We start from the raw sequence: 24,075 nt of genomic DNA on the forward strand, positions 1-24,075 counted from the left end.
GGCACTGAGCGGCATTTCATTGGGTTAATCGGAAATGACGTAGATCACATATTGTTTCCGTCGTGTTACAAATAAATCACAAGCTCAAGGAGTGCGAATGCAACGCTTCGCCGTAGACCCGGGTTCCACTGACCTCGGCCCAGTGTATTTTCATCCTGTTCTCTGGATCTGCGCCGTCGCGGTTTTCGCCGTCATCGCACTCCAATCGATCATCTACCTGCGCGCCATCCGCAAGGCGGCCTCCGCGGCAGACCTCACAGATGAGCAGATCAAAAGCTCGGTACGCCGCGGCGGCATCGCCGCCATTGGCCCCTCGCTGGCCGTGGCCCTTGTTGCCATTTCACTTCTTCCGCTGTTTGGCACCCCGGCGGTACTGACTCGTATCGGCCTGGTCGGCTCCGCGGCATTCGACGTGGCCGCCGCTGGCCTGGCGGCGCAGAGCTTGGGCGCCGAGCTGGGCGGCCCGACCTACACCCAGAAGGTTTTCGCCATCGGTTTCGCGGCGATGACACTTGGCGGCCTGGTGTGGATGCTCACCGCGCTGGTGCTCACCCCGCTGATGGCCAAGGGCGACAAAACCCTTCGCAAGGTTAATCCAGCCATCATGACGGTGGTCCCAACCGCTGCGATCCTTGCCGCCTTCTTCACCCTGATGTTCGCCGAAACCGTCAAGTCCGGAAATCACTTGCTCACGGTGCTGGTCTCCGGCGCCGTCATGGCCCTGTGCCTGCTCGGAGCCAAGTACCTGAACAAACCCTGGCTGCGTGAATGGGGCCTGGGAATCGCGATCTTTGTTGCCCTTGCCGCCGCCTTCCTGGCTACCGCCTAACCGAGCCCTGGAGAAAAACTCATGTCTACTCAGAACTCAAACTTGTCCGGGCTCGCCCAATTCGACCGCACCACCTCCATCTGGGGGCCTATTACCCTGGGACTCGGTTTCCTGATCTCCCTTGCGGCGGCGTTGTTTGCCGCCTTCGGTACCGGCTTGGGTATTACCGGACAGGAAGTCTGGCAGGCTTTCGCCATTGTGTTCGCCACCTTCGGCATCATCGCCATTGTTGAACCGATCTCCTACTATCCGATTCTTGGACGCTCGGCCATGTACCAGGCGTTCATGATCGGCAATATCGCCAACAAGCTGCTGCCGGCGGCCATCATCGCGCAGACCGACCTGAAGGAAAAGCCAGGCACCCGCCGTGCCGAGCTGATTGCCGGAGCGGCCATCATTGGCGCCGCAACGGTCCACATCATCACACTGATCATTTTTGTCGGCATATTGGGCACCTGGTTGTTGGGCCTGCTGCCAGAATCCATGATCACCGTGGCACGCCTGTACATCCTGGCCGCCGTGTTCGGCGCGGTCACCGTCCAGACCGTGGTCGCCATGAAGAACCTGCGCACCACGATCATCGCCGCCGCCGTGGCGGCAGTTGTAGTGTTTGGCGTGGTGGAGTTTGCCCCGGCGCTGACCAACTTTGCCACCGCAATCAGCGTGGTGCTGGTGATCGTTATCGCCTGGTTCGCCCGCAAGCGCACCGACGACACGCAGGCTGAGCAAGCGCCGCCGTCGGTCGGCCACTAACTACTAGATTTCCCGCTAATTTTGTTCCAAAGATTCGAAAAGGACAGATCATGACCGATATTCAAGACACCGTTCAGCTTGCTCAGGGCCTTGAAGCCAGCGCGAAGTTTGTTGCAGAACACGTGCAGATGTACAAGACCTTCCACCAATCCCCGGAACTGTCCTCCGAGGAGCACCGCACGGCCGAAGCGATTGAAGCCCGCCTGGATGAACTGGGAATCGAGCATTTCCGCTCCGGAAAAACCGGTGTGGTCGGTTTGCTGAGCAACGGCGAAGGCCCGGTAGTGGGCTTCCGCGCCGACACCGACGGTCTGCCGATTGCCGAAGAGACCGGCCTGGACTATGCCAGCACCGCGACCGGTATCCTGCCAGACGGCAAGGAAGCACCGACCATGCACGGTTGCGGTCACGATACCCACATCACCGCAGCCCTGGCGGCGGCCGCGTACCTGAGCGATCGGCGCGAGGCGTGGCAGGGGACCGTGGTCTTCCTGTTCCAGCCAGGCGAAGAAACCGCCTATGGCGCCAAGGCCATGGTTGACGATGGCCTGTGGGATAAGGCCCCGCGCCCGGATGTGGTCTTGGCCCAGCACGTGATGCCGATGCAGGCAGGCAAGTTCTCGCTGCGTGCCGGCAACATGGCAAGCCTGGCCGATTCGTGGCGGATCACGGTGCGTGGGCGTCAGGCCCACGGTTCGCAGCCCGAGGTCTCGCTGGACCCGATTGTTGCCGCGGCCTCCATGGTGATGCGCCTGCAGACCATTGTTTCACGTGAATTATCTCCGAACACCCCGGCCGTGGTGACCGTTGGGACCTTCCACGCGGGCCTGAAGGAAAACATCATCCCGGAAACCGCAGAGTTCAGCCTGAACGTGCGTACCCCGGATGAGGAAGTCCGGACCAAGGTCTTGGGTTCGATCGAGCGCATCGTCGCCGCCGAGGCGCAGGCCTCCGGCATCGGTGCCCCGGGCATCGTGGAAATCAACCGCTTCCCGCGGCTGTTCAACGACGCCGAGCACACCGACCGCGTCAGCAAGGCTCTCAAGGCCGGATTCGGCGAGGACGCGGTCATTGCGGCGCCGCTGGGCATGGGTTCGGAAGATGCCGGATGGCTCGGGGATGCAATCGGTGTTCCGGTGGTCTTCTGGGCCTTCGGCGGATTCGCCGAAGCGGATTTTGCCGACGGTGCCAGCCCTGCGGGCAACCACTCGCCGCAGTTCGCCCCGGATGCCGAACTCTCCGTGATCAACGGAACCGGCGCCGCCGTGGCCGTCCTGCTGGAGTACCTGGGACGCTGAACGCGGTGTGACTCGCGGTGGCGGATTAAAGGACCGCCACCGCACATGGAAAGATATGTCCTATGACCGATGAGTTAGACCGACAGATCGTGGCCGCGCTGATTCGCAATGGGCGGGCCCCCTACCGGCTCATTGCGGAGGTGCTGGGCCAGCAAGAACGCACCGTGTCACGTCGGGCCAATAAGATGTTGGCCTCCGGTCTACTTCGGGTCCAATCTTTTCCCAGCCCCACAGCGCTGGCACGGGTCGACCTGTATATGCTGCGGGTGGATGTCGAGCCTGCGTTGATGGATGCGGTCGCGAGCTGGTTGGCAGGGCGTGAACAAACGCACTGGATCAGCTCGCTGGCCGGGTCCAGCAGCTGCGCGGTGGAAGTGTTCCTTCCCCAAGAGCAGGTTAATGAGTTCCTCTATGAGCAGCTGGCCCGCGTGGAAGGGGTCCGTGATTTCTCGCTGAATCCGGTGTTTGAGTACTACCGGACCGTTTCGGGATGGCGCCCGGATATCCTGAGCACCGAACAGTACGAGCAGCTCAGCCCGGCCGAGGACCCGCGTTTCGTCACCGGATACTCTTCCTCGGCTCCCGCGGTGCTGGATGATTCGCAACGAAAGCTGATTACCCTGTTGCGTGATAACGGACGCCTGACCATTGAAGAGATGGCCAGCGGTTTGGGTGTCTCCAAAACCACCGCCAGTCGCAAGATTGAGTCGTTGATCAACGACGGGGTGTTGTTTGTCCGTGCGGTCCTTGACCCGGCAGACATTGGTTATCCGGTAGAGGGCCTGGTCACCGTTGAGGTGGACATCAGTGATGTTGATCGGGTGGGGCGTTACCTCGCCGACCTGCCTAGCACCCGGTGGGCGGTCAATGTCGCCGGACGGCTCCAGATTCAAAGCGCCGTGCGCAATCTCGCGGAGCTTTACACCACGGTCCGCGAGATCTCTGCGCTCAAAGGTGTGAATTCGGTGGATCTGTCCCTGTTCACCAAGATCTACAAACGCAGCACCATCGCCTATCAGCAGGGTAAATTACCCGCGTTGCAGGCTTCCGGGGACACCAGGTTCGTGTCAGTTCTCGGACCTAGGCAATGACCGTGAGCTGATTTTGAGAGCCTGTTTCTGCAAATGCCAAAGCTGATGGCGGTGGGTCCCCACCGCCATCAGCTCTTTTGCACGTAGTTTTGTGTTCGCCGGCGTTTACACACCCAGCTCCTCGCGCAGGCGCGATACGTGGCCTTGGGCGTCCACACCGTACTCGACGTGGCTGATGGCGCCGGTCGGATCAACCACAACGGTGGAGCGCAAGGTGCCCACAAAGGTGTTTCCGCCAAAGCTCTTCTCGCCGAAGGAGCCGTAGGCCTTGGCGACCTCATTGTCCGGGTCGGAAAGCAGCGGGAAGTTCAAGGACTCATCGGCTGCGAACTGGCTGATGGCTTCGGGCTCATCCGGGGAGATTCCCAGGACCGAGTATCCGGCCGAGCGCAACGAGTTGAGGTTGTCGCGGAAGTCGCAGGCTTCGGTGGTGCACCCGGGGGTTGCGGCCTTCGGGTAGAAGTACACGATGACGTTTTTGCCGGCGTAGTCGGCCAGGGAGACCGTCTCGGACTCGGTGTTGCGAAGCGAGAACGACGGAGCCTGCTGGCCCACGGTGAGGGGAGTGGAGTATTCAGCCACGATTCCAACTTTCGTATTGCGGTATTTTCTTTTCATTCTATGACTTCGGATGCGTCCCCGCTAGGGGCAGAGCCCAACACCCTTGATTGTTTCCCTGTTCACTTATGGCTTCCAAATTTCATCGGTTGCGAACAGGAAGGATCAAACGCCAGAAACGCTGTCCCTTCAGTGGTGAACATGAAACGCTGGACAAGGCAGAACGCTTGGACATCCGAGCGCAACCAACGTCAGCTAGGAGCAATATGAGCCAGTACGCAGTGACCAACCCGGCAACCGGGGTCATCGAAGCGACCTACCCCACGGCCACGGACCAGCAGATTCAGCAGGCGTTGGCGAGCGCGGATGCCGCGCATTCTCAGTGGAGCAAAACCGCGCTGGACGAGCGTGTTGCGTTGCTGAACAAGGTCGCGGATATCTATGAGGAGCGGGCCGCCGAACTGGCCGCGATCATCACCCGTGAAATGGGCAAGCCCATTAGCCAGTCCCTCGGAGAAATCGGGATCGTTGTCTCCATCTATCGCTACTACGCTACGAACGGCCCCAAGTTCTTGGAAGACGAGCAGCTGGAGGTAGCCAGCGGAGGCACGGCGGTGGTTCGCAAGGAATCAGTGGGTGCGTTGCTGGGCATCATGCCGTGGAACTTCCCGTATTACCAGGTTGCACGATTTGCCGCCCCGAACCTGATGATCGGGAACACCATCGTGCTGAAGCACGCTCCGCAGTGCCCGGAATCCGCCCTGGCCATGGAGCGGATCTTCAAGGAAGCCGGTGCGGCCCAGGGACTGTACGTGAACATTTTTGCCACCAATGATCAGGTAGCGGACATCATTGCGGACCGGCGGATTCAAGGTGTTTCGCTGACCGGTTCCGAACGCGCAGGTTCTGCCGTGGCGGAAATCGCCGGGCGCAACCTGAAAAAGATCGTGCTGGAACTTGGCGGCTCGGATCCGTTTGTGGTGCTTCCCGATGCGGATATTGCACGCACGGCAAAACTTGGACTGCGCGCCCGCTTCGGCAACACCGGACAAGCCTGCAATGCGGCCAAACGATTCATTGTTGATGCTGAAGTTTATGACCAGTTTGCCCAGGCGCTGACCGAGCAGGTCGCCGGCATCAAGTCCGGCGATCCAACGCAGAAGGACACCTTCCTGGGACCGCTGTCATCAGCGGCGGCCCAGCAGGGTCTGGCGGCCCAGGTAGAAGACGCCATCTCCAAGGGCGCTACGGTGCTGGCTGGCGGCAAGCCGGTTTCCGGAGACGGTGCGTACTTCGAACCCACCATCCTGGCTGATGTCACCCCGCAGATGCGGGCGTTCTCCGAGGAACTCTTCGGCCCGGTTGCGGTGCTCTACAAGGTTGACGGCGAGGAAGAGGCCATCGCCTTGGCCAACAACAGCGACTACGGTTTGGGTGCCTCAATCCATACCCAAGACCTGGACCGGGCTCACCGGATCGCTGACCAGCTGGAGGCAGGCATGGTTGCCATCAACGAGCCGTCGGGAACCGCCGCGGAACTTCCCTTCGGCGGGGTGAAGCGCTCGGGGATCGGCCGGGAACTGGGCAAGTACGGGATGGAAGAGTTCGTCAACCGCAAGCTGGTGAAGGTCTCCAACCGATAGGCCGAACCTCCGACCCCGAAGGCCCCGGGGCCGCGGCTACCGGGCGAGCTTCGCCCTGACCGGGCGCGATATCGGCCACGGTGCGGGGACGTCATCAATAAACGACCCAGGCTCGAGCAACGCAGGTATCAAACCTTGTGTTGCTCGGGCCTGGATCGGTTTAGATTCAACATCGTTCAAAGCCGATAAAAAATGTTGATGCCCTAGTGCTCTTTCTCCGATGACTCCTCGTCATGCGCGAACGGTATCGGTGACGATTGGTCGTTGTCGGGGTCGGGAACCGAGTGGTTTTCTCCGTTCGCATCTGGTGTTTGATCCGGGCCGACAGTTTCCTTGTGGTCCTCGAAATTCTCCGTCATGTCACACCTTTCGCTCAATGGCTAGTGGCTAGATTCTCCGTGGCGCTCTGGCCCGGATGACCCCACACTACGTCGCAGCCAGGAAAATTGCCGTGGCACGCAGGAACGCCCCGAGAATTCACAGGACTGGTTCGGCGCGCAGGCAGTGTGCAGTTCACTGCGCACGGTACGGCGTTGATGAAACTGAACGCTGCCTGAACAAAAATCGCGCCAAGTTTTTTCTCTCTGCTCCTCCCGTACGATGCTTAGCATGCAGTCGGCAATCTATTAATTAGCTGGCTCTCTTGTTGCCTTTCAGCTGCGCTGAGCAATACCCCATGGGTGGGGAGATTCCCATGTGCCGGCGGAAGGACGCAGGTGGCCAACTCGGTAGATTGAACGCTGCAGATCCAGATGCGGCTATCTGCACCCGCCAGGTGCTGGTAGTGGCAACAAAATGTACGGCAAGCAGAAAGTGGAACGAACCGTGACTGACAAAAAACAGAAAACCCCGGCACGAACCACCGCACAGGAAAACGCCGAAAGCGGCTTCACCGCTACCGTAGAACTTACGGATGCCTTGCAACGGGTTCTTGTCCATTTCATCGACCTCCAGCTGGTGGGCAAGCAAGCCCACTGGAACATTGTCGGACCGAATTTCAGGGATTTGCACAAAAACCTCGATGAAATTGTGAACATCGCACGCGAAGGATCGGACGAGATTGCAGAACGCATGCGTGCCTTGCACGCGACCCCGGATGGATTAGCCGGGACACTGGCGAAATACAGCACGATCGACCAGCCGGAAACCGGTGAAATTCTCACCACCCACGCAGTCGACACGATTGTTTCAGCGTTGGAAACCGTGGTCGGGGTGATGCGCGAGGTTCACGACACGGTTGATGAAGCCGATGCCACCTCCGCGGATATCTTGCACGAGTACATCGCCCAGCTCGAACAGCAAGCCTGGTTCATCAGCGCTGAAACCCGTAAACCCTAGATGCATTGTGTTTCCGAGTGCCTGTCTCCTTCCACGAAGGGGATAGGCACTCCAGATCATCAGTGTTAAGGATCCCAGCCACCGGACGCAAATCTTCCAGGGCTCGGTTTGAGCGCTGGCGTTCAGAACCAGATGCACCGGACATCGGGGAACTTCGGAACCTACGCGGCGCGCCAAGCGGGGCGACGGGCCTCCGGCTGACTTCTCGCCGCTCTACATCGGCTCGGGATAGCGTGCACGCAGAGCCTGTCCCGCTCGTGGTTCATCCACCCCATCCGCAGAGCACTCGCAATCAAACATCGATGCCTAGGGTTTTTGGCTCGTCGACCGCTCTCATGCGGTGCCATGTCGATGGACTGGTTAATGTTCAATTCGAAGCCCCTCAATCCAACTGCCAGTTGCACATGATGGGGTGCCCTTTGCACTGTCGGCGAGGCTGAACCCGCCGGTGGCAGGCTAGCCTCCACACCGATTCCAGGTATCGGGTTTGGCGTGGATCTTCTGCCAGGTCAACATTCCCGCGCGGGGATGCCGGCGCTCTGGCTGGTTAGGGATTTCCCATGCCCGTACCTCGGATCGATGGCAGGCCGGAGCAGGGTTTGGCGTACTTTCGTACAACAGCGACGGACGGCGGGGTGGCCACCCATTATGCGCGGGGTTCAAAACCCGCAACGAAGAACTGGTCGAGGCGCAAGCCAGCCCGCAATCTCGGAGGGTCCGAGCCGGGGCTTTGAAGCGGCATCGTTGGCTGAATCAACATATCAGCGCCCCTATGATCAAGGAGGTCGGCAATGCCTTGAACCGCTTCTCCGCTCCGGAGATTTGCCCAGTGTTGCTTCCGGTCTTGGAATTTCGGCACGGCGGGAGTTGGAGATCCGGGAACCGGAACCCGGCCCGTGCCTTAAAGCCACGCTGAATTGCAGGTTTGCCGCCACGGAAGAAAAACCACTGAATCCTTCACACCTGTACCGCGCACACCACACTTCCTGCCAATGGGTTACGTCGTTTTCCGCAGGTGTATTTTAGGCTGGCCGGTAGCATGCCGGCTGCACACGTGGGAGCAAACGTCGATGTCTGGCATTTGCCGAGAACGATGGAGATTTGCCGCACTGACATCAGGAATGTTGCCGATCTGCAGATAGCTTCTGCATCCCGCGCGCAACCGCGTTCCGAGCTCCTCTCAGCTTCCGCAGACTGCTCAGCCTACGGACCCGATCTGCCCGCCGCCCTCGTTAGGACTAGCGCGGCGGCATCTGCGATCGTTGCGGTGCCAGTCGCGGGGCTGGACCGTTCGCGGTGTTCCCCTGCGTGTGCAACGCGTCAGCGCTGATATGCGCCCAGTGCAACAAAACCACCGGGGCGGATCAAGGCCAATGACTGCGAACAGCCCTGCCAACCTCGAATTCTCCTTCGCCGCGACAGCGACTTGACCGATCACGAAGTTGGTGCGGGGATCCGGGAATGCGCGGTATTAGCTGCAGATGATGGAACCGTATGCGGCCGAGCCTAATTTTTCCCTGCGAGAATGCTGGTGGTCCAAGTGGCGATCGATTTGTGGAAACCGTACGGTCCGCGCCTCGCATCAGCGTATCGACTCTGAATACCCCAATATGGGAGAAGCTTGGGAGTCTTATCGCCTTGTAGCAAAAATACAAACCAAAACCTACTGTGGCAGAACGTGACTCAGCGGAGGCCAGCCGAGCACTGTTTTGAGGATTTTTCACGAGCTGGGTTCCGCAATAATTCCGATAGGAGCGTGTTATGAACCATCCTTTGCCACACCAGTCCGGCCCCGATGCCCATCGGGCGGAACCCGTCCAAGGGCAAGATTCCGAAACCATGACCACCAGCCAAGGGGCGCCTGTCGCGGATACCGACCATTCGTTAAAAGCCGGAGAGCGCGGGCCAACCTTATTGCAGGATCACCACCTGCGTGAAAAGATCATGCACTTCGATCATGAGCGGATCCCCGAACGGGTGGTTCACGCCCGTGGTGCCGGCGCACACGGAATATTCACCAGTTACGGCACTGCCGCGGATCTGTGCATAGCTGACTTTCTTCAGCCGGGCCGTGAAACTCCGGTTTTCGTCCGGTTCTCTACGGTGGTCGGCTCTCGCGGATCCATGGACACCGCACGCGACACCCGGGGCTTCGCAACCAAGTTTTATACCTCAGAAGGCGTTTTCGACTTGGTGGGCAACAATATGCCGGTGTTTTTTATACAGGACGGCCTCAAATTCCCGGATGTCATTCACGCGGTCAAACCACACCCCGACGTAGAGATCCCGCAGGCGCAGTCAGCCCACGACACCTTTTGGGACTTCGTGTCCCTGCACACCCCGGCGCAAGCGCACACCATGTGGAACATGAGCGATCGAGGAATTCCCCGGTCGTTGCGCATGATGGAGGGTTTCGGGGTACACACTTTCCGCTTGATCGGCCCCGGCGGCCGTGCATCGCTGATCAAATTCCATTGGAAGCCACGCTTGGGAGTGCATTCGCAGTTGTGGGAAGAAGCTCAAATGACCGCGGGCGCAGATCCCGACTACCACCGTCGCGACCTTGCCGAAGCAATCGAGTCCGGGAACTTCCCTGAATGGGAACTTGGTGTGCAAATCTTCGACGACGACGGTACCTCAGTTTTTGAAGGTATTGATCTTCTGGATCCGACGAAGTTCGTCCCTGAAGAACTGGCACCGGTCCAGATGCTTGGCAAGATGGTCCTGAACCGGAACCCGGAAAACTATTTTGCGCAAACCGAGCAGGTTGCCTTTCACCCCGGACACCTTGTTCCGGGCATTGACGTCACCGACGACCCTCTGCTGCAGGCCCGGCTGTTTTCCTACCTGGATACGCAACTGACGCGGCTGGGCGGACCAAACTTCGCCCAAATCCCGATCAATGCACCGCGCTCGCCGATCAATGACAACCTGCGGGACGGGTTCCACCAGCATTACGTCCCTGAAGGCATCGCTCCGTACAAACCGAACTCCGTTGACGGCGGATGCCCCGTCATGGGCCAGCTGCAGGAAGGCACCTTTCCGCCGCTGGACTACCCGCAACCGGTGCCCGCCGGCACCAAACAACGGGGCGAACCTGCCAGCTTCTCAGACCATTTCAGCCAGGCGCGGCTGTTCTACCGCAGCTTAAGCAATACCGAGCAAGCCCACGTGAAGCAGGCATACTCTTTTGAACTGGGCAAATGCACCAACACCGCGGTGCGCGAGCGCCAGCTGCAGTGCCTGGTGGAAATCGACTTGGACCTGGCCCAAGCTGTGGCCACCGTGCTGGGGCTTGCGCTTCCAGAGCCGCAACAACAAACTCCGGACGCACCGCTGAGCCCGGCGCTGTCCCAGATCGGCGGTACCTGGCCGGTAGCTGGGCGCAAGGTCGCGATAATTTTTGATCAATCAAGTCCGGAGGGAATGGCGGATCTTGCGTCGGCGCTGACGAAAGCCGGTTTGACGCCGCTACTGGTCTCCTCCGCCGGTGGCAAGATCGCCCCCGGTGTCCAGATCGATCGGACCTACCTGACGGCGCGTTCCATCGAGGCTGATGCCGTGGTGCTTTGCGGGTCATTGCCGCCAGCCGGCGACGCCCATCCACCGCTGGATGCCAAGGCAGGCGCGGCGCTGGACGCTAGCCAGTCGGTTGATCCCCGTGTGGTGATGTTTGTGCAGGAAATGTACCGGCACAGCAAAGCGATCCTTTGCCTTGATGATGCCGCGGCCCAAGTTCTTTCCGTGGCCGGAATCGATGGCCGGGTTCCCGGGGTGGCCACCGTCCCGGCAGACGAAGTGCCCGAGCAGGTGACGACGCTGCTCTCAGCCCACCGGGTCTGGGAGCGCTTCGCCTAGCCTTCGGAGGCTGCTCCGGCGTGGCCGGAATCCCGGTACGCGCAGGGACATCTCAAGAAAGAAGTACATCATGAGCAGCTTCGGCATTGAAGAGGAATTTTTTATGATCGATGAGCGGACCTGCCTGCCGGCTGCGGTGGATCTCAAACCGTTTAGGCAGTTGTCGGGCATCCGGAGCGAGGGGCTGGTGCAGCATGAATTGCTCGCCTGCCAGTTGGAGTATGCCAGTTCGGTCTGCGAGGACCGTGACCAAGCCCTGGCCGAGCTGAGAGGTTTCCGCATCGCCCTGGCCCGGCAAGCCGCGGAGGCAGGATTATTGGTGGTCGGGATCGGTGCGGCCCCGATGATTCCGCAGAATCCTCCGTCGTTCACCGACACCCTGCGCTATAAGGAGATCGGGTTGCGGCTGTCCGGTATCGCCGCGGAGCACTACATTTGCGGACTGCATATCCACGTCTCGATCTTGGACCGGCGTTCAGGGGTCCGGGCGCTGAATTTTCTGAGGCCATGGCTTCCGCTACTCTGCGCATTGGGCGCCAACTCACCGATCTGGCGCGGGAGCGATAGCAATTTCTCCTCCTGGAGGACCATTCACTACCGGAAATGGTCGGTTCAGGGGGTCCCGCCCAGCTTCACCGATGAGCAGGACTACGAGTCGCGATTGGGGTCGATCCTAGGCACCGAAGCGGTGCTGGACCATGGGCATATCGGGTGGGCGGTACGTCTTTCGGAGAACTATCCGACCATTGAACTGCGGGTGGCCGATACGCAGCTACGCGCGTATGACGCGGTGCTGCTAGCCGTGCTGACCAGGGCGCTGGTAGATACCGCGGTGGCCGGAGAGGCGCCGTTGCCGGTCTTCCTGCCGGAGCTATTGGACCTGGCACTGTGGCAGGCGGCCAAGCACGGAATCGAGGGGAATCAGCTGGACCCGTTGTCCGGGAACGCGGTGCCCACCGTTGAACATGTGCACCGCCTGCTGCACGTGATCGAGACCGAATTGCGCAGCAATGGGGATTACGACTTCGTGGTGCATTCGTTGCGCAACCTGCTGGAAACGGGAAACGGTGCGATGCGGCAACGGGCGGCGTTTCTGGAAGGTTCCATCAGCCACGTGCTGCACAACGCCCATGCCGAGATGCTGATGTAGCACAACCGTCCCGAACATTATGCTGTCGGTTTGTCGGCGGCCGCGTCGGGGCGCGAGACGTCCCCAGGATTTTGCCTCCCAGCGCGCTGTGATCGCCGTCGTGTGTTTTTCCGAAGGTGCCGACCGTCAAAAATAATCGACTCCTTGAGATGGCGGGAAGAACCCGGAGAGCTTTTGCATGTGCAACGGTTCGAGAAGACGCTCGGCCAATCCTGGGGATGGACAGTCGCCCAAGGTGGAATCTGGGCCATCATCTCTGCGTTGCTCGAAGCAGCTCAGAATAGGAGCGTGCAAATCCATCCGAAGACCGAGATCCGCCGTCGTTCCCAGTTGCACGCCGCTGAGATCACCCTGCCTGACCTCGAACTCAGGCAGAACCTGGAAGCAACCGGAGGCGCCCTGCCGGATCGCTACAGGAGACATCTTGAACGCTGGCGGTTTGGAACCACCGCCTCTAAGCTCGACTACCTGTTGGATGCCCCGATGCACTGGGGTGACGAACGCGCAGCGCACGCCGGCACGGGGCACGTCGGTGGCAATGCCGAATGGATTATCGAGGCGGAACGAAGAGCCTGGCTAAGCGAAATACCACGACGCCCATTTGTCATGGTGGTGCAACCATCCTCCGTCGGCCGTTCCCGAGCCCCACAGGGCAATACGTTGTGAGGTCCTACGCCGATGTCCCCAACTGATACTCCGGGCGCGCTGGTGGCCTGATAGATGTGCAAATTGAACGCTTCGCCCCAGGAATTCGCGACCGTATGCTGCCTCGTGTCGAGACCACCCCGGCTCAACTGGAATGGTGGAACCCGAATCTCATCGGTGGAGACACCGGCGAGGGATCTCTACGCGGTACCCAGCAATTTTTCGTCCCGTTGTTTCTCTGGTCCCGTACCGGCTGGACATCCCGGGGCTGTACTTGTGCTGCTCATCAACACCGCCCGTAGGCGGTGTACATGGAATGGCAGGGCGGCATGTACGAGGTCTAGGCACTTCCGTTCCAGATTGTGCGCGGTATCCGCTAGCTCAAACCGCCCTGCGCTGCTTGAGCAACATCCAGAACCGCAGCGCTCGTATATCCTGCTGAGCCACGCTGCGGGTGGCAGCTTTGGGCGTTCCTTTGAGCGGTTAGATGCCGCTCGCGGTGCTCTACTCTTCGTGCCCTTGGTCTTGGCTCATGGATCCTTCCCCCGGAGGCGTCTCTCCCGGAGGAACCCCGCCACCGGGCTCAAGGCCGGTGATGATCTGCTCGAGGGGATCCGGGTTCGACGTTGCGGCTGCCTTATCCGTCTCGCGAGGATCTTTCTGAGCCTCTTGATCGTCGTTCCCGGGTAGAGGATTATTCTCGGGCTTGCTCATTTGGAGAATCCCTTTCTATCTTCAGCGATTGGGGCATTGGTTGTGCCTGTATGCTCGGAGCAGCTATTTCGCTGATCAGCTGTTTTCAGCATGTCGTTCAGGGCGTATATTTGCCGCCATTGACGTTCAAGGTCTCGCCGACAACATAACTGGATTCAGCCGATGCCAAGAAAACATAGGCTGGAGCCAATTCTGCTGGTTGCCCGGCCCGGCCCAAGGGCACATTGTGCCCGAACTTGGGCAATTTCTCCTTCGGCTGGCCATCCGACACTTGCAAGGGCGTCCAGATGGGGCCCGGTGCCACTGCATTCACCCGAATTCCCCTAGGCGCTAGCTGAACCGCGAGCCCCTTGGTGAAGGCGTTGATGGCGGCTTTTGTAGACGCGTAATCAAGTAGTGTCGGTGACGGGTCGTAGGCTTGAACCGACGTGGTATTGATGATGCTTGCTCCGTCAGGCAGATATTTCAGCGCGGCACGGGTGATCGTGTACATCGCGAGGATATTGACTTGGAATGTCTCCAGCACTTGTTCGTCGGTGAGATCCTCGAGTTTTTCGATGGCTATCTGCTTGCCGGCATTGTTGACCAGGATGTCGAGGCCTCCAAGCTTGTGCGCCGCAGCATCTGCCAACGAATTCCTGTAGTTAGTCTCGAGCAGGTCTCCTGGCAGCGCCACACCGACTCGGCCCTGCTTTCGGATGTCCTCAATGATCTTTTGGGCGTCTTCTTCCTCTGAAGGGAGATAGGCAATGGCAACGTCGGCGCCTTCCCTTGCGAAGGCGATTGCCACGGCGGCTCCGATTCCTGAATCCCCACCGGTGATCAATGCTTTGCGCCCTTTGAGCCTTCCAGTCCCCGTGTAGGAGCTTTCTCCATGGTCAGCTTGCGGTTCCAACTTGGCATCCAAGCCTGGTTCGGGCTGGTCTTGCTTCGGCGGTGAAATCTTTGGGTAACGGGTGACAGGGTTGTCTACCGTTAGTTGGGTTTGGTTTTCCGCAGAATCCGATTCGGGCATATTCATCAGTGTTTCCGCCTCGTCCTTGGCAATGGTTGGATATTTCAAGCTAGGACAATTGCTCTAGGCGTTCAAGGCTTCCGTCCAATTCATCAGGAACCATCGAGACGAAATCGACAGACACAAAATCGGCGGTGCCTAACCGCCGCTCCCTGCAGCAGCATCCCGGTGAACAAATTTCTTGTTTTCGCTAGTCAAACCGTAACCGATCGGCGACCAGCACCCTCCAGGTCGCTGTCGCCCGGCCAGGGGACCAAGCGCGAAGACGTCCGGACAAGAGGCGCTACGCTTCCACGGGAAGAGGCTTCCCCCGCTCATATGCAGGGCGCGACTCGAGCAGACCTCGGGTCCGATAGAGCTGGGGAACTTGTCTCAGGGACTTCGGAGGTTCCCGAGCACTCGCGCCCGTGCGGACTAGCGTTTATTGGACAAGGATGGGTTGGCTGCGAGGTTCCTGTCGTTGCTCACAAAGCAGGGAATTTCGTGGATTGACGCGCTATGCGTCCAGAAAGAGACACGAAATGCAATAAGCCTGTTTTTCGCAGATCTGACGCAGAGATCAGCCAAGGTTGTCGCAGCGCCCAAGGCCGGGACTCTGTTAAAGATCGGGCTGGGGATAGTGACATGCCATAGTACGAACTCATCGGTGTGCTCACTGTAGACGGCCAGCAAGACAGCGCGACCGTGGACGCCGACCAGACCCATGACGTCGTCGACTAACTCAGTGGGGCTTGCAAAAACCACCGGCATTCCCTCGACCCATCCGTAAGTCATCAGATGCCGTCGTGCAGCATCAGAGTGCAGCAGGTCGTTAACGCGTTGTGCGACCTGGACGCGTATTTTCGATGTGTCCATATTTTCCTCCGCTGATGGCAGCTCGCCGAATAATGGTGACCGCCCACGAAGCCCTAATGCATTGAGCCGCAATAGGATTCCCCGGGTTTCGCCGCTGGCGCTCGGTGATCATCGTGGAGTGATCTTTCGAGAATACCCCCTAACTCGTAAGACGGGATACTGCGAGTACGCAACCTCGCCTCCGCGGTTGCGCGCCCCGGCTCATATTCTTGCCTACCATACCCGCGTCGTTCCGGCGAGCTCGCGTCCAGTGGCGGAAGTACTAGCGAGGCCGCCAGTGGGGCCAGGCAACGCGGAACGGGAATCGGGATGTGGCAATTGCAGAGCCGGTAACCAGTGCTGGAATTCCTCCGCGTCGGGGCACTGCCAATAAATCATCGCCCCGGTTTCAATGGCAGCCTCGTGGTGCGATGCCGACGGCGCCGCCGCTGCGACGGGAGGCGGAACAGCGGGGAACGAAGAAGAACTTCTGGGAAACGCGCTTGCCGCCGTGCAGGCTCAGGACAGGGTCCCGAATGCATGCTCTTGAAATTACCGGTCGGTGCCAAGTGCGGCCAAGCATCTGCATTCCAAGCCTTGGACCTGTTACGCGGTTCGTTTGGCACCCGCTGACGGACTCATTGGCGATTCCGGCGAGGGCCGATAGCGAAGGCCCGGCCAATTGTCGAGCAGGCTGACTGCCATGGCGACGTTATTTTCCAGTTGACTGACAGTTTGCCGAAACCGAGTTCGTTTATGTACTTTGCCGCCTGCACTGCGCGTACCTTGGTCTGCAAAAGAGATCTGCGGTTTAAGGAGTAGCGATGTTCAAGCGGTACATGCTGCGCTCTAAGGCGATGTTATTCGTGGCCGGGTTGGGGGTGGCAGGCGTCCTGTCTGGCTGCGGCCTGAGCATGCCGACCGATCCAGAAGGCACGCTGGATTCAGTGCGGTCCCAGACCCTCCGGGTAGGTGTTTCACCCAATGCCGGCTTTGTGCAGATCGAAAATGGTGAGCCGCGGGGGCGGGAGATAATCCTCATCGAAAGTTTCGCCGATCGGCTACATGCCCGCATTGAGTGGACCGTCGCGGGAGAAGAACAACTCGTTGGGCAATTGGAGGACGGAGCGTTGGATATGGTGGCCGGGGGCATTACATCCAAGACACCTTGGTCTGAAGAAGCCGGGATGACCAGGCCCTACACCACGTGGACCGATGACCGCGGAAATGAACATCTGATCATCTTGCTGGTGCGCCCGGGAGAGAATGCATTTCTTTCCGAACTTGAGCACTTTCTTGATCAAACGCAGGAGATGCCATGAACAAATCGGTGGGTACGCATCTACCGCGTCACCAACAGGACCTCATGCGACGTGCTGTGAAGCTGGAATGGATCAGTATCGGATACGCGGTGATAACCGTCGCGCTCGTGGCTTTGGTTGTCGGAAACTCCCAAGCCATGCGCACCGCGTGGGTGGAAGACATCCTTTCGGTCCTTCCACAGCTGGCATTTCTCGTTGCTTTGCAGTTCACTCGCAAAACCCGGCAGCCCAAGCACCCCTACGGCTACCACCGCTCCATGGGAGCAGGACATCTGGTGGCCGGCGTCGCATTACTTGTTGTTGGAGCGATGCTTGCTTATGAGGCCGCGACCGCCCTAGTGAAGATTGAGCATCCAACAATCGGAACCCTGAATCTGTTCGGCCATACAATTTGGCAAGGCTGGCTGATGATGGGTGTCATGACGGTAATTGCCGCTCCGGCCCTGGTCCTGGGGCATTTGAAGATCAAAGTTGCCAAACCCTTGCACAATAAGTTGCTGTTTGCTGATTCCAAGATGGCCAAGGCGGATTGGCAGACGAATGCCGCATCGGTTGTGGGCGTCGCTGGTATCGGTCTGGGCCTATGGTGGCTGGATTCCGTTGCGGCATTGGTGATCTCTGCCGGCATTCTCAAAGATGGATGGGACAGCACGAAAGCGGCAACGGCGGATTTGCTCGACCGCCGATCAACGAGCGTCAATGGAGTTGATCCGCATCCCCTGATACCCAAGATGGATGCACGCTTGACCCACTTGGGCTGGGTTCGTGCTGGACGCGTCAGGGTTCGCGAATTGGGCCAGGTCCAGCATGTCGAAGCCTTTATCGTCCCGGAAACGGCAACGGTGACGGTAGAGCAAATTCAGAACGCTCGAAAGACCCTCGAGGACATGGATTGGAAAGTGTACGACGTAGTGATAACTGTGGTCCCCGAACTGCCCGATTTTTTTGATGCATCCCGCTAAATAGATCGTGTTGCATGGCTCAGGGGCACCATGCACACCTTTGGTTCGGCATTTCGACGCGTAGATCAGCTAACGCTGATCTTTCGATTCGTTGAAACTGCCATTAGCATCATGGCGCAAATTTTCGGATCCGCTTGACGCTTCGGACTTGATCCGATTCGCAGCGTCCCGGGCGGCGACTTTCACGTCTTCAACTGCCGCGGCCGCTGGTTCTTCCAGGTCCGCAACGACCTGCTGGCCACAGCAGCAAGCTCCGAGGTCACCGGCGCAGCTTTCGCCGTGGCTTCCTGGACCAGTGCTTCTTCCCTGCAGCTGCCCGGGAAGCAACGAAGAAGCCAACAACCAGGCGCCGCAGGCCATCAGCCCTGCCGCTGGTGGATTGCTTTGAATCCTAGCCACCGCTTTGGGCGGGGCAGCGCGAGTAAGGAGCTGGCCTCTTGGCGGCCGTGAACAGCCTGGAACTGAATGGTGGGGAACCGCTGACGCTGCCACGGGCCCGGCGCCATCTTCGAAGCTGGAAGCCAGCGCAGAAACTGCTTTTCTCCCGGGACCGTCGGCTGGTTCTTTTCCCTACTGACCTGTTCGTCGGAACGGCGATCCACCCGGTACCAGCGCCTCCAAGGCTGGCGCCGGGGAGCCTGTCAAAAGCCGATTAACCGTGTACCCCGGAACATGTCGCTGGTATTGCTGAAAGCAGTAACCACCACCTTGAAGGCAATGGGCAAGGAAGAACGTCATGGGAATTTTTCAGAAGGCGAAAGATGAGGCCAACCACGCTGCGGACCGGGCCAAGAACACCGGCAAGGACCCAGCACATCAGGCCCGACCACCGGCCGGCACAGATGAGGGACAACTGCCTGACGCCCAAGCGCCGGCCAAAGCACCTGCGCAGACCGACCCCTCCCGGAGAATCGGCCCCGACCTGGAGGCGGCCATGAAGCAGGATCATTCCGAATTCGACAATGGACCTCGGAGCCAGGTCGCGGACAAACCGTTTCAGCTGAACCCCGAGACGATGCTGCCCGAACCCCGGGACGGGGAACCCGCACAGGAAGACACCGAGCTGGACGACTTGGCTGGCGAAAAAATGCAGCCTCAGCCCACCGTGGCGGCCGGGCCCCCGAAGCCCGAGCACAGGTAGGAGCGCGACTATGACCACGCTGGTGGCGGACACCATGGTGAGCCGATTGCAGCAATGGGGTGTGAGCCGCCTCTTTGGCTACAGCGGGGATGGAATCAACACCTTCCTCGGGGCGGTGCGCCGGGCCGGGATGCCTTTTGTGCAAGCTCGTCATGAGGAATCTGCGGGTTTTATGGCGGTGGCGCAGAGCAAATACGCTCTGGGACAGCTTGCCTTGGACCAGGCAGACGACGCACTCGGGGGCCAGCCGCACCACGGGGTGGACCTAGGCGTGGTGGTTGCCACGCAGGGGCCCGGTGCCATCCATGTGCTCAACGCGCTGTATGACGCCAAGCTGGATTCCGTGCCGGTGCTGGCAATTGTAGGTCAGCAGAATCGTCCGGCCTTGGGCAGCGACTACCAGCAGGAAGTGGATCTCGAGGCGCTGTTCGCCGACGTAACCTGTTACCGCGAGGAAGTCGCCACGGCCGAGCAACTGGTGCCGGTACTGGACCGTGCGGTGCGCAGCGCCTTGGCCTATTCGGCGCCGGCTGTCATCATCGTTCCGCACGACCTGCAACAGGAGCCGGAACAAGTGCCTGAGCAGAAACATGCCCAGATCCCCACCTCAAGCGAATGGCAGGCACCGGTGACGGTGCCTGCTGAAGCGATGCTTCAGCAGGCGGCCGAGCTGCTGGATGCGTCGCAACGGGTGGTCATGCTGGTGGGACAGGGCGCAAGGCAGGCCACGGCAGAGGTCCGGGCGCTCGCCGAACTGCTCGACGCGGCGGTTGTCACCAGCCTGCTGGGCAAACCGTACGTGGATGAGAGGCTGCCCTACGTCGCCGGGGTCATGGGACACCTGGGCACCACGGCCAGTGCGGCGGTGTTGCGCGAGTGCGATGCGTTGCTGATCGTAGGATCAAACGATCCCTGGACCGAGTTCTATCCGGCACCGGGCCAAGCGCGGGCCGTGCAGATTGACATTTCCGCGGCCCGGGTGGGCAACCGTTATCCGATTGAGGTGCCCCTGGTCGGTGAAGCCTCGATTAGCTTGGCCGCCGTGGCCGAACGCGTGACCCGGCCGGCTGGGGACCGAGCCGAATGGAGCAAACAAGTCCGCCTCCACGTCAGCCAGTGGCATGTGGTGCGTGATCAACGAGCACGGCTGGAAACTAGGTCCGTGAATCCGGAGGCCGTGGTCGCCGAGCTGTCCCGGCAACTGCCGCGGCATGCACGCGTGGCCTTGGACGTGGGTAGTTGTGTGTATTGGTACGCGCGGCAACTGTGTTTGCCGCCGGGTGTACCGGCACACCTGTGCAGCACCTTGGCCAGCATGGGATGCGGGGTGCCCTATGGCTTGGCCGCAAAACTACTGGATCCGCTCAGCCCGGTAGTGGTGCTCAGCGGGGACGGCGGGATGCAGATGGCCGGCAACGCTGAGCTGATTACAATTGCGGATCGGTGGCGCGACTGGGACGATCCGCGCCTGGTGGTCTGCGTTTTCGCGAACCAGGACCTAGCCGAGGTCAGCTGGGAGCAGCGAGAAACTGAAGGTGACCCGCGTTTTGCCGCCAGCCAGAGGCTTCCACGCTTCCCCTTTGCCGACTATGCCCGAATGCTCGGGTTGGAGGGCCGGATCGTGAAGGACCGATCCGAGTTGGCTGGGGCCTGGGCCCGCGCGCTGGGGGCTGACCGGCCGGTAGTTCTGGAGATCCATACGGATCCGGATGTCCCGTTGTTGCTGCCGCTGGCGGATGAGACCGTGTTGGAGAAAATGCGTGCAGGCCTGAAACAGGAAGGCAACACGCGGGCGCTGGAATTGCTGGAGGCCTATGCGGACATGGAGTCGGGAATGCGCGCCGACTGAGTGCGCCGCCCGATTGCCGAATCCCGCTGGGAGCTCAGTGGCAGGCAACAGGCCGGCGCGGGAGATTCCAAATCCCTCGGTCCGTGCCCAAAACCCATAGCCGATCCGTGGTTTGCGCCTGATAAGCATGTGGATCTCCGCCATGATGGTCAACTATCTGGCAGCAGGTTCCTGATCCGGGTGTCCAGCTGTGCTGATAACTGGTCAATCCGTACCAGGGCGCGGTCCAACCGCTCGATGGTGCCGTACAAGTCCGCTGGTTCCTCGGCGGGCCGCTCGGAATCCCGGTGTGCCTGCATGGTTGACAGGTCGAAGTAGATATTGGCGCGAGATCCGGATATCGATGCCCGTAGAGCTCCCAGCAAGACGGCAAGGTCAGCGATCAGGGCCGGATTTCCATGCTCGCTTAACCAGTGGAGGTCGTTGAGCCCCGCAGCGGCATGCCGGCCTATGTCGGCAGAGGACCGGGCGGCGTTGAGCGCCGCGGCACAAATCCTCATCGAGCGAGCAGGACCGCTCGGGGTGTGGAATGCTTGGCCGAATGATTCGGAGCAGGACGCATCCTCATCTGCCAGCCGAAGGGACTCGGTGCGCAGAATTTGCCCGCGGCGTTTGATGCGCATCGCTTCACCGCTGGCATCGGCGTCTTCGCTGTAGCCCGCCACCATGCAGATCAGTCCTGCAGCCACGGAAAGCATCACTGCGCTCCCCGCGCCCCCTCCGGGTAAACCCGTGGCCTGTGACAGTTTCGCCACCCACTGCGCGACGGTCAGCTGTTCCGTGGATACGGGCTCTGGTTCATTCATGCCATCAGTATGCGCGTAAACCACCGCACCCGCGGCACCCTGAGCGGTCGCTGGCATTCGCCCCCGCGCCCGTCGGAGCATCGGGTGCAGACGATCCGCGAGGGGATAGCGCGTTCGGCGAAAATAACGTGACCAGGCCTGCACAAGATCTCGGAGTATCCCGTGATCCCTTGACATGGGTAGAACTGTTGAGGCCTGAGGCGCGACCTATCGAAATGAAACCATATTCAATTAATTGACTAGGCCATTTTTAACCATCCAAGTTAAACAAAATTCTCTATAAAGATGAATCTGACAAGGAATTTACTGAGTTTGCATCTTGCTAAACTGAACTTTTCTACATGTTCCGAGACAACCGGGTCCGATTAAGCTAGAACTCTTTATGTGACGTAAATACACTAGGTCTGGTGGCGCTAAAAGCCTCATGCCGAAACTGAATGATGTTCCAAGAAGATCGGGATCCCCCGGTCGGTCATGAACAAGGTGGAGGTAACCCAGATGCCAGGACGTATAGTCAGGACGAAAACAGCCGAACGAGTCTCGGAGCTTCTCGTGTCTCGCGAGGGCCGCAAGCACCTGTCCGCGTTCGGATGGGTGCAAGGCATGCCAATCGTGATGACGGCCCCGACGGAATCCGTTAATGACGTGATGGGACTGGTGAGCATGCATGGGCGCCCGGTTTTGGTCACCATGCTTGATCCCCAAACGGATGAGCTGAAATTCCTTTACGTCGCCATGCCCAACTCGGCCCTGCAAACTGTGGGGTGCGAATTGGACTCGACAACGATTTCGGTTCTCTTCCAGCGTGCTGAGCTGCACGGTCTGGTGACTATTCGATCAAAGTACTGGGAATTCAGCACAGTCACGCACCCGGTCCCCGTTTTCCGCTGGTCTTCCGAAACAAAGAGCTACGCTCAACCTTTCGGCAAGTGACAAAAATTCCGCGCGGTAAGTTTCCCAGCGCTTGGCAGCCGAGCCAAGGCCAGTAATCGGTCGCGCAGTTGCCAAGCCGCCAGGAAATTTGCCGTCGGAAACAATCCGAGCGGCCAGCTCAGGCGTTGAGCAGGGCGTCGAATTAGCGGTCTTGAAGAAATGGCGGCAGGCCGTGGCTCCGGCGGGTTCATCACGAATTCTTGCAGGGGAGCGGCTTCACGCGGGGTCGGCCTTGTAGTCGGCCTTGTACCTGCGCAGCCGGAAGCGGCAACTCGGTGACGAAGATCCTCCCAAGAGCTCTTGGCGCCGGCGCAGGGCAACCAAATCCCGGCTTGCCACCGATGTCCGACCCGATGAAACAACCAAAACAGGAACCACCACTACTTTTGGAGGGAAACATGAGCACCAGCGACGTAGCGAAAGTCGTCAAGACCATCGAACACATCAAGGTAGGAATGCTGACCACCCGGTCAGGGCAGGACCTGCTCAGCCGGCCGTTGACGGCGGTGCGGGTCACCGACGACGGAGATCTCTGGTTCTTCATTGCGGCCGAGTCTGGGATCGCCCAGGAAATCGCAAAGGATGAGAATATCAATATCTCCTTCTCCAGCACCACGAGTTGGGTTTCGGTGCGTGGAACAGCGCAAGTGGTGCGGGATGCCGGCAAGAAAGAAGAACTGTGGAACCCCTCGGTGGAAGTATTCGCCCAAGGCGGGGCGACATCGCCTGGCATCGTGTTGCTGCAGGTGAGTTCGGAATCTGCCGAGTACTGGGAGAATCCGGGAGGGCCTGTCAGCTTAGTCGCCAGCTGGGTGAAACAAAAACTGACAGGAGAGCAAGCTCGCCCCGGTGATTCAGGGGTGGTTGACTTCTAGTTTTTTGTGTCCTCCTCTGCTTGGACTCGGGGCCGTGAATAAAACACGGCCCCGTCCACCCACTGCAAGCAGCGAACGAATCTTCACATTCACCGGTGTCCGCCTGCAGGCGTTCAGGACCAAGACGCAACCGGCCGGGCATGGACTTTTCCGCGGTTCAGGTCAACGCACTGCCGAACACGCAGGTGAAGACCTTGAGCGCTCGCCCCGGCGACGCGCTGAGGCCCAGCAAGGGCACGAAGCCTGAGGCGCGCTACCTCACGCTGCCTCAGCAGCTTTGCGGTGACCGGCGCATCGACAACTGATTCCCGACGCTTCCAGTAAGGCCGGTGAGAGCAGAAAGATTGATTACCCGCCTGCCTAACCCTGCCGAAGCCGGGCCAACGATTGGGCCGATATCTCAACGAAGAAGCCCGCAATGCACTTCCTTGATCCGATAGGTCGGCGCAAGACTGCGGCAA

Annotated in this window: 21 protein-coding genes; 16 read left to right on the forward strand and 5 right to left on the reverse strand. The window is 59.8% G+C overall.

Going from position 1 to position 24,075, the window contains the following annotated elements; all coding sequences use genetic code 11:
- Window positions 1-97: 97 nt before the first annotated feature.
- From ACIOWL_RS03805 to ACIOWL_RS03820, 4 genes are all read left to right on the forward strand, one after another.
- Entirely contained in the window at window positions 98-829 is a 732-nt protein-coding gene (locus tag ACIOWL_RS03805) for a DUF5058 family protein (protein ID WP_400381854.1), read from the forward strand.
- A gap of 21 nt (window positions 830-850) precedes the next feature.
- Window positions 851-1,582 (forward strand): hypothetical protein, encoded by a 732-nt coding sequence (locus tag ACIOWL_RS03810; protein ID WP_400381856.1) that lies wholly within the window; start codon window positions 851-853, stop codon window positions 1,580-1,582.
- 50 nt (window positions 1,583-1,632) lie between these two features.
- Window positions 1,633-2,880, forward strand: coding sequence for an amidohydrolase (locus tag ACIOWL_RS03815; protein ID WP_400381858.1), 1,248 nt, complete (start codon window positions 1,633-1,635; stop codon window positions 2,878-2,880).
- A gap of 62 nt (window positions 2,881-2,942) precedes the next feature.
- Window positions 2,943-3,971 carry an Lrp/AsnC family transcriptional regulator gene (locus tag ACIOWL_RS03820; protein WP_400381860.1) on the forward strand — a complete coding sequence of 343 codons (1,029 nt, stop codon included), beginning with the start codon at window positions 2,943-2,945 and terminating at the stop codon, window positions 3,969-3,971.
- Between the two features lie 105 nt (window positions 3,972-4,076).
- On the opposite strand, the gene bcp is transcribed toward ACIOWL_RS03820, so the two are convergent.
- A complete protein-coding gene (gene bcp, locus ACIOWL_RS03825; RefSeq protein WP_400381862.1) occupies window positions 4,077-4,589 on the reverse strand; it encodes a thioredoxin-dependent thiol peroxidase in 513 nt (170 codons plus the stop codon).
- A 206-nt stretch (window positions 4,590-4,795) separates the two neighbouring features.
- On the opposite strand from bcp, the gene ACIOWL_RS03830 reads away from it, so the two are divergent.
- The gene (locus ACIOWL_RS03830) at window positions 4,796-6,172 is read left to right on the forward strand and encodes an NAD-dependent succinate-semialdehyde dehydrogenase (RefSeq protein ID WP_400381864.1); all 1,377 of its coding nucleotides are present in this window, start codon (window positions 4,796-4,798) and stop codon (window positions 6,170-6,172) included.
- A gap of 203 nt (window positions 6,173-6,375) precedes the next feature.
- On the opposite strand, the gene ACIOWL_RS03835 is transcribed toward ACIOWL_RS03830, so the two are convergent.
- On the reverse strand, window positions 6,376-6,531 hold the full coding sequence (locus ACIOWL_RS03835) for a hypothetical protein (RefSeq protein ID WP_400381866.1): 156 nt from the start codon (window positions 6,529-6,531) through the stop codon (window positions 6,376-6,378).
- Window positions 6,532-6,967: 436 nt separating this feature from the next.
- On the opposite strand from ACIOWL_RS03835, the gene ACIOWL_RS03840 reads away from it, so the two are divergent.
- From ACIOWL_RS03840 to ACIOWL_RS03855, 4 genes are all read left to right on the forward strand, one after another.
- Complete coding sequence (locus ACIOWL_RS03840; protein ID WP_400381868.1) at window positions 6,968-7,510, forward strand: Dps family protein; 543 nt, start codon at window positions 6,968-6,970, stop codon at window positions 7,508-7,510.
- Window positions 7,511-9,271: 1,761 nt separating this feature from the next.
- Entirely contained in the window at window positions 9,272-11,368 is a 2,097-nt protein-coding gene (locus ACIOWL_RS03845) for a catalase (RefSeq protein ID WP_400381870.1), read from the forward strand.
- Window positions 11,369-11,438: 70 nt separating this feature from the next.
- A complete protein-coding gene (locus tag ACIOWL_RS03850) occupies window positions 11,439-12,518 on the forward strand; it encodes a YbdK family carboxylate-amine ligase (RefSeq protein WP_400381872.1) in 1,080 nt (359 codons plus the stop codon).
- A 288-nt stretch (window positions 12,519-12,806) separates the two neighbouring features.
- Window positions 12,807-13,184, forward strand: coding sequence for a hypothetical protein (locus tag ACIOWL_RS03855; RefSeq protein WP_400381873.1), 378 nt, complete (start codon window positions 12,807-12,809; stop codon window positions 13,182-13,184).
- A 483-nt stretch (window positions 13,185-13,667) separates the two neighbouring features.
- Here ACIOWL_RS03855 and ACIOWL_RS03860 read toward each other — a convergent pair whose 3' ends face one another.
- The gene (locus ACIOWL_RS03860) at window positions 13,668-13,877 is read right to left on the reverse strand and encodes a DUF6480 family protein (RefSeq protein ID WP_400381875.1); all 210 of its coding nucleotides are present in this window, start codon (window positions 13,875-13,877) and stop codon (window positions 13,668-13,670) included.
- Window positions 13,878-13,974: 97 nt separating this feature from the next.
- Entirely contained in the window at window positions 13,975-14,892 is a 918-nt protein-coding gene (locus tag ACIOWL_RS03865; RefSeq protein ID WP_400382392.1) for an SDR family oxidoreductase, read from the reverse strand.
- A gap of 1,658 nt (window positions 14,893-16,550) precedes the next feature.
- On the opposite strand from ACIOWL_RS03865, the gene ACIOWL_RS03870 reads away from it, so the two are divergent.
- From ACIOWL_RS03870 to ACIOWL_RS03885, 4 genes are all read left to right on the forward strand, one after another.
- Entirely contained in the window at window positions 16,551-17,048 is a 498-nt protein-coding gene (locus ACIOWL_RS03870; protein ID WP_400381877.1) for a transporter substrate-binding domain-containing protein, read from the forward strand.
- On the forward strand, window positions 17,045-18,010 hold the full coding sequence (locus tag ACIOWL_RS03875) for a cation diffusion facilitator family transporter (RefSeq protein ID WP_400381879.1): 966 nt from the start codon (window positions 17,045-17,047) through the stop codon (window positions 18,008-18,010). The genes ACIOWL_RS03870 and ACIOWL_RS03875 overlap by 4 nt, the downstream gene beginning before the upstream one ends.
- Window positions 18,011-18,746: 736 nt before the next feature.
- Window positions 18,747-19,151, forward strand: coding sequence for a hypothetical protein (locus ACIOWL_RS03880; protein ID WP_400381881.1), 405 nt, complete (start codon window positions 18,747-18,749; stop codon window positions 19,149-19,151).
- A gap of 10 nt (window positions 19,152-19,161) precedes the next feature.
- The gene (locus tag ACIOWL_RS03885; RefSeq protein ID WP_400381883.1) at window positions 19,162-21,000 is read left to right on the forward strand and encodes a thiamine pyrophosphate-requiring protein; all 1,839 of its coding nucleotides are present in this window, start codon (window positions 19,162-19,164) and stop codon (window positions 20,998-21,000) included.
- Window positions 21,001-21,149: 149 nt separating this feature from the next.
- Here ACIOWL_RS03885 and ACIOWL_RS03890 read toward each other — a convergent pair whose 3' ends face one another.
- Entirely contained in the window at window positions 21,150-21,806 is a 657-nt protein-coding gene (locus tag ACIOWL_RS03890) for a cyclodeaminase/cyclohydrolase family protein (RefSeq protein ID WP_400381885.1), read from the reverse strand.
- A 498-nt stretch (window positions 21,807-22,304) separates the two neighbouring features.
- Here ACIOWL_RS03890 and ACIOWL_RS03895 point away from each other — a divergent pair, with 498 nt between their 5' ends.
- The 3 genes from ACIOWL_RS03895 to ACIOWL_RS03905 all read left to right on the forward strand — a co-directional run bounded on the left by ACIOWL_RS03895 (window position 22,305) and on the right by ACIOWL_RS03905 (window position 23,919).
- A complete protein-coding gene (locus ACIOWL_RS03895) occupies window positions 22,305-22,739 on the forward strand; it encodes a hypothetical protein (RefSeq protein ID WP_400381887.1) in 435 nt (144 codons plus the stop codon).
- Between the two features lie 398 nt (window positions 22,740-23,137).
- A complete protein-coding gene (locus tag ACIOWL_RS03900) occupies window positions 23,138-23,614 on the forward strand; it encodes a pyridoxamine 5'-phosphate oxidase family protein (protein WP_400381888.1) in 477 nt (158 codons plus the stop codon).
- A gap of 140 nt (window positions 23,615-23,754) precedes the next feature.
- Window positions 23,755-23,919: a hypothetical protein gene (locus ACIOWL_RS03905; RefSeq protein WP_400381890.1), complete on the forward strand. Its 165-nt coding sequence runs from the start codon at window positions 23,755-23,757 to the stop codon at window positions 23,917-23,919.
- The last annotated feature ends 156 nt before the right edge of the window (window positions 23,920-24,075 follow it).

It is taken from the genome of Glutamicibacter sp. NPDC087344 (assembly GCF_044744225.1).
Taxonomy (GTDB): domain Bacteria; phylum Actinomycetota; class Actinomycetes; order Actinomycetales; family Micrococcaceae; genus Glutamicibacter.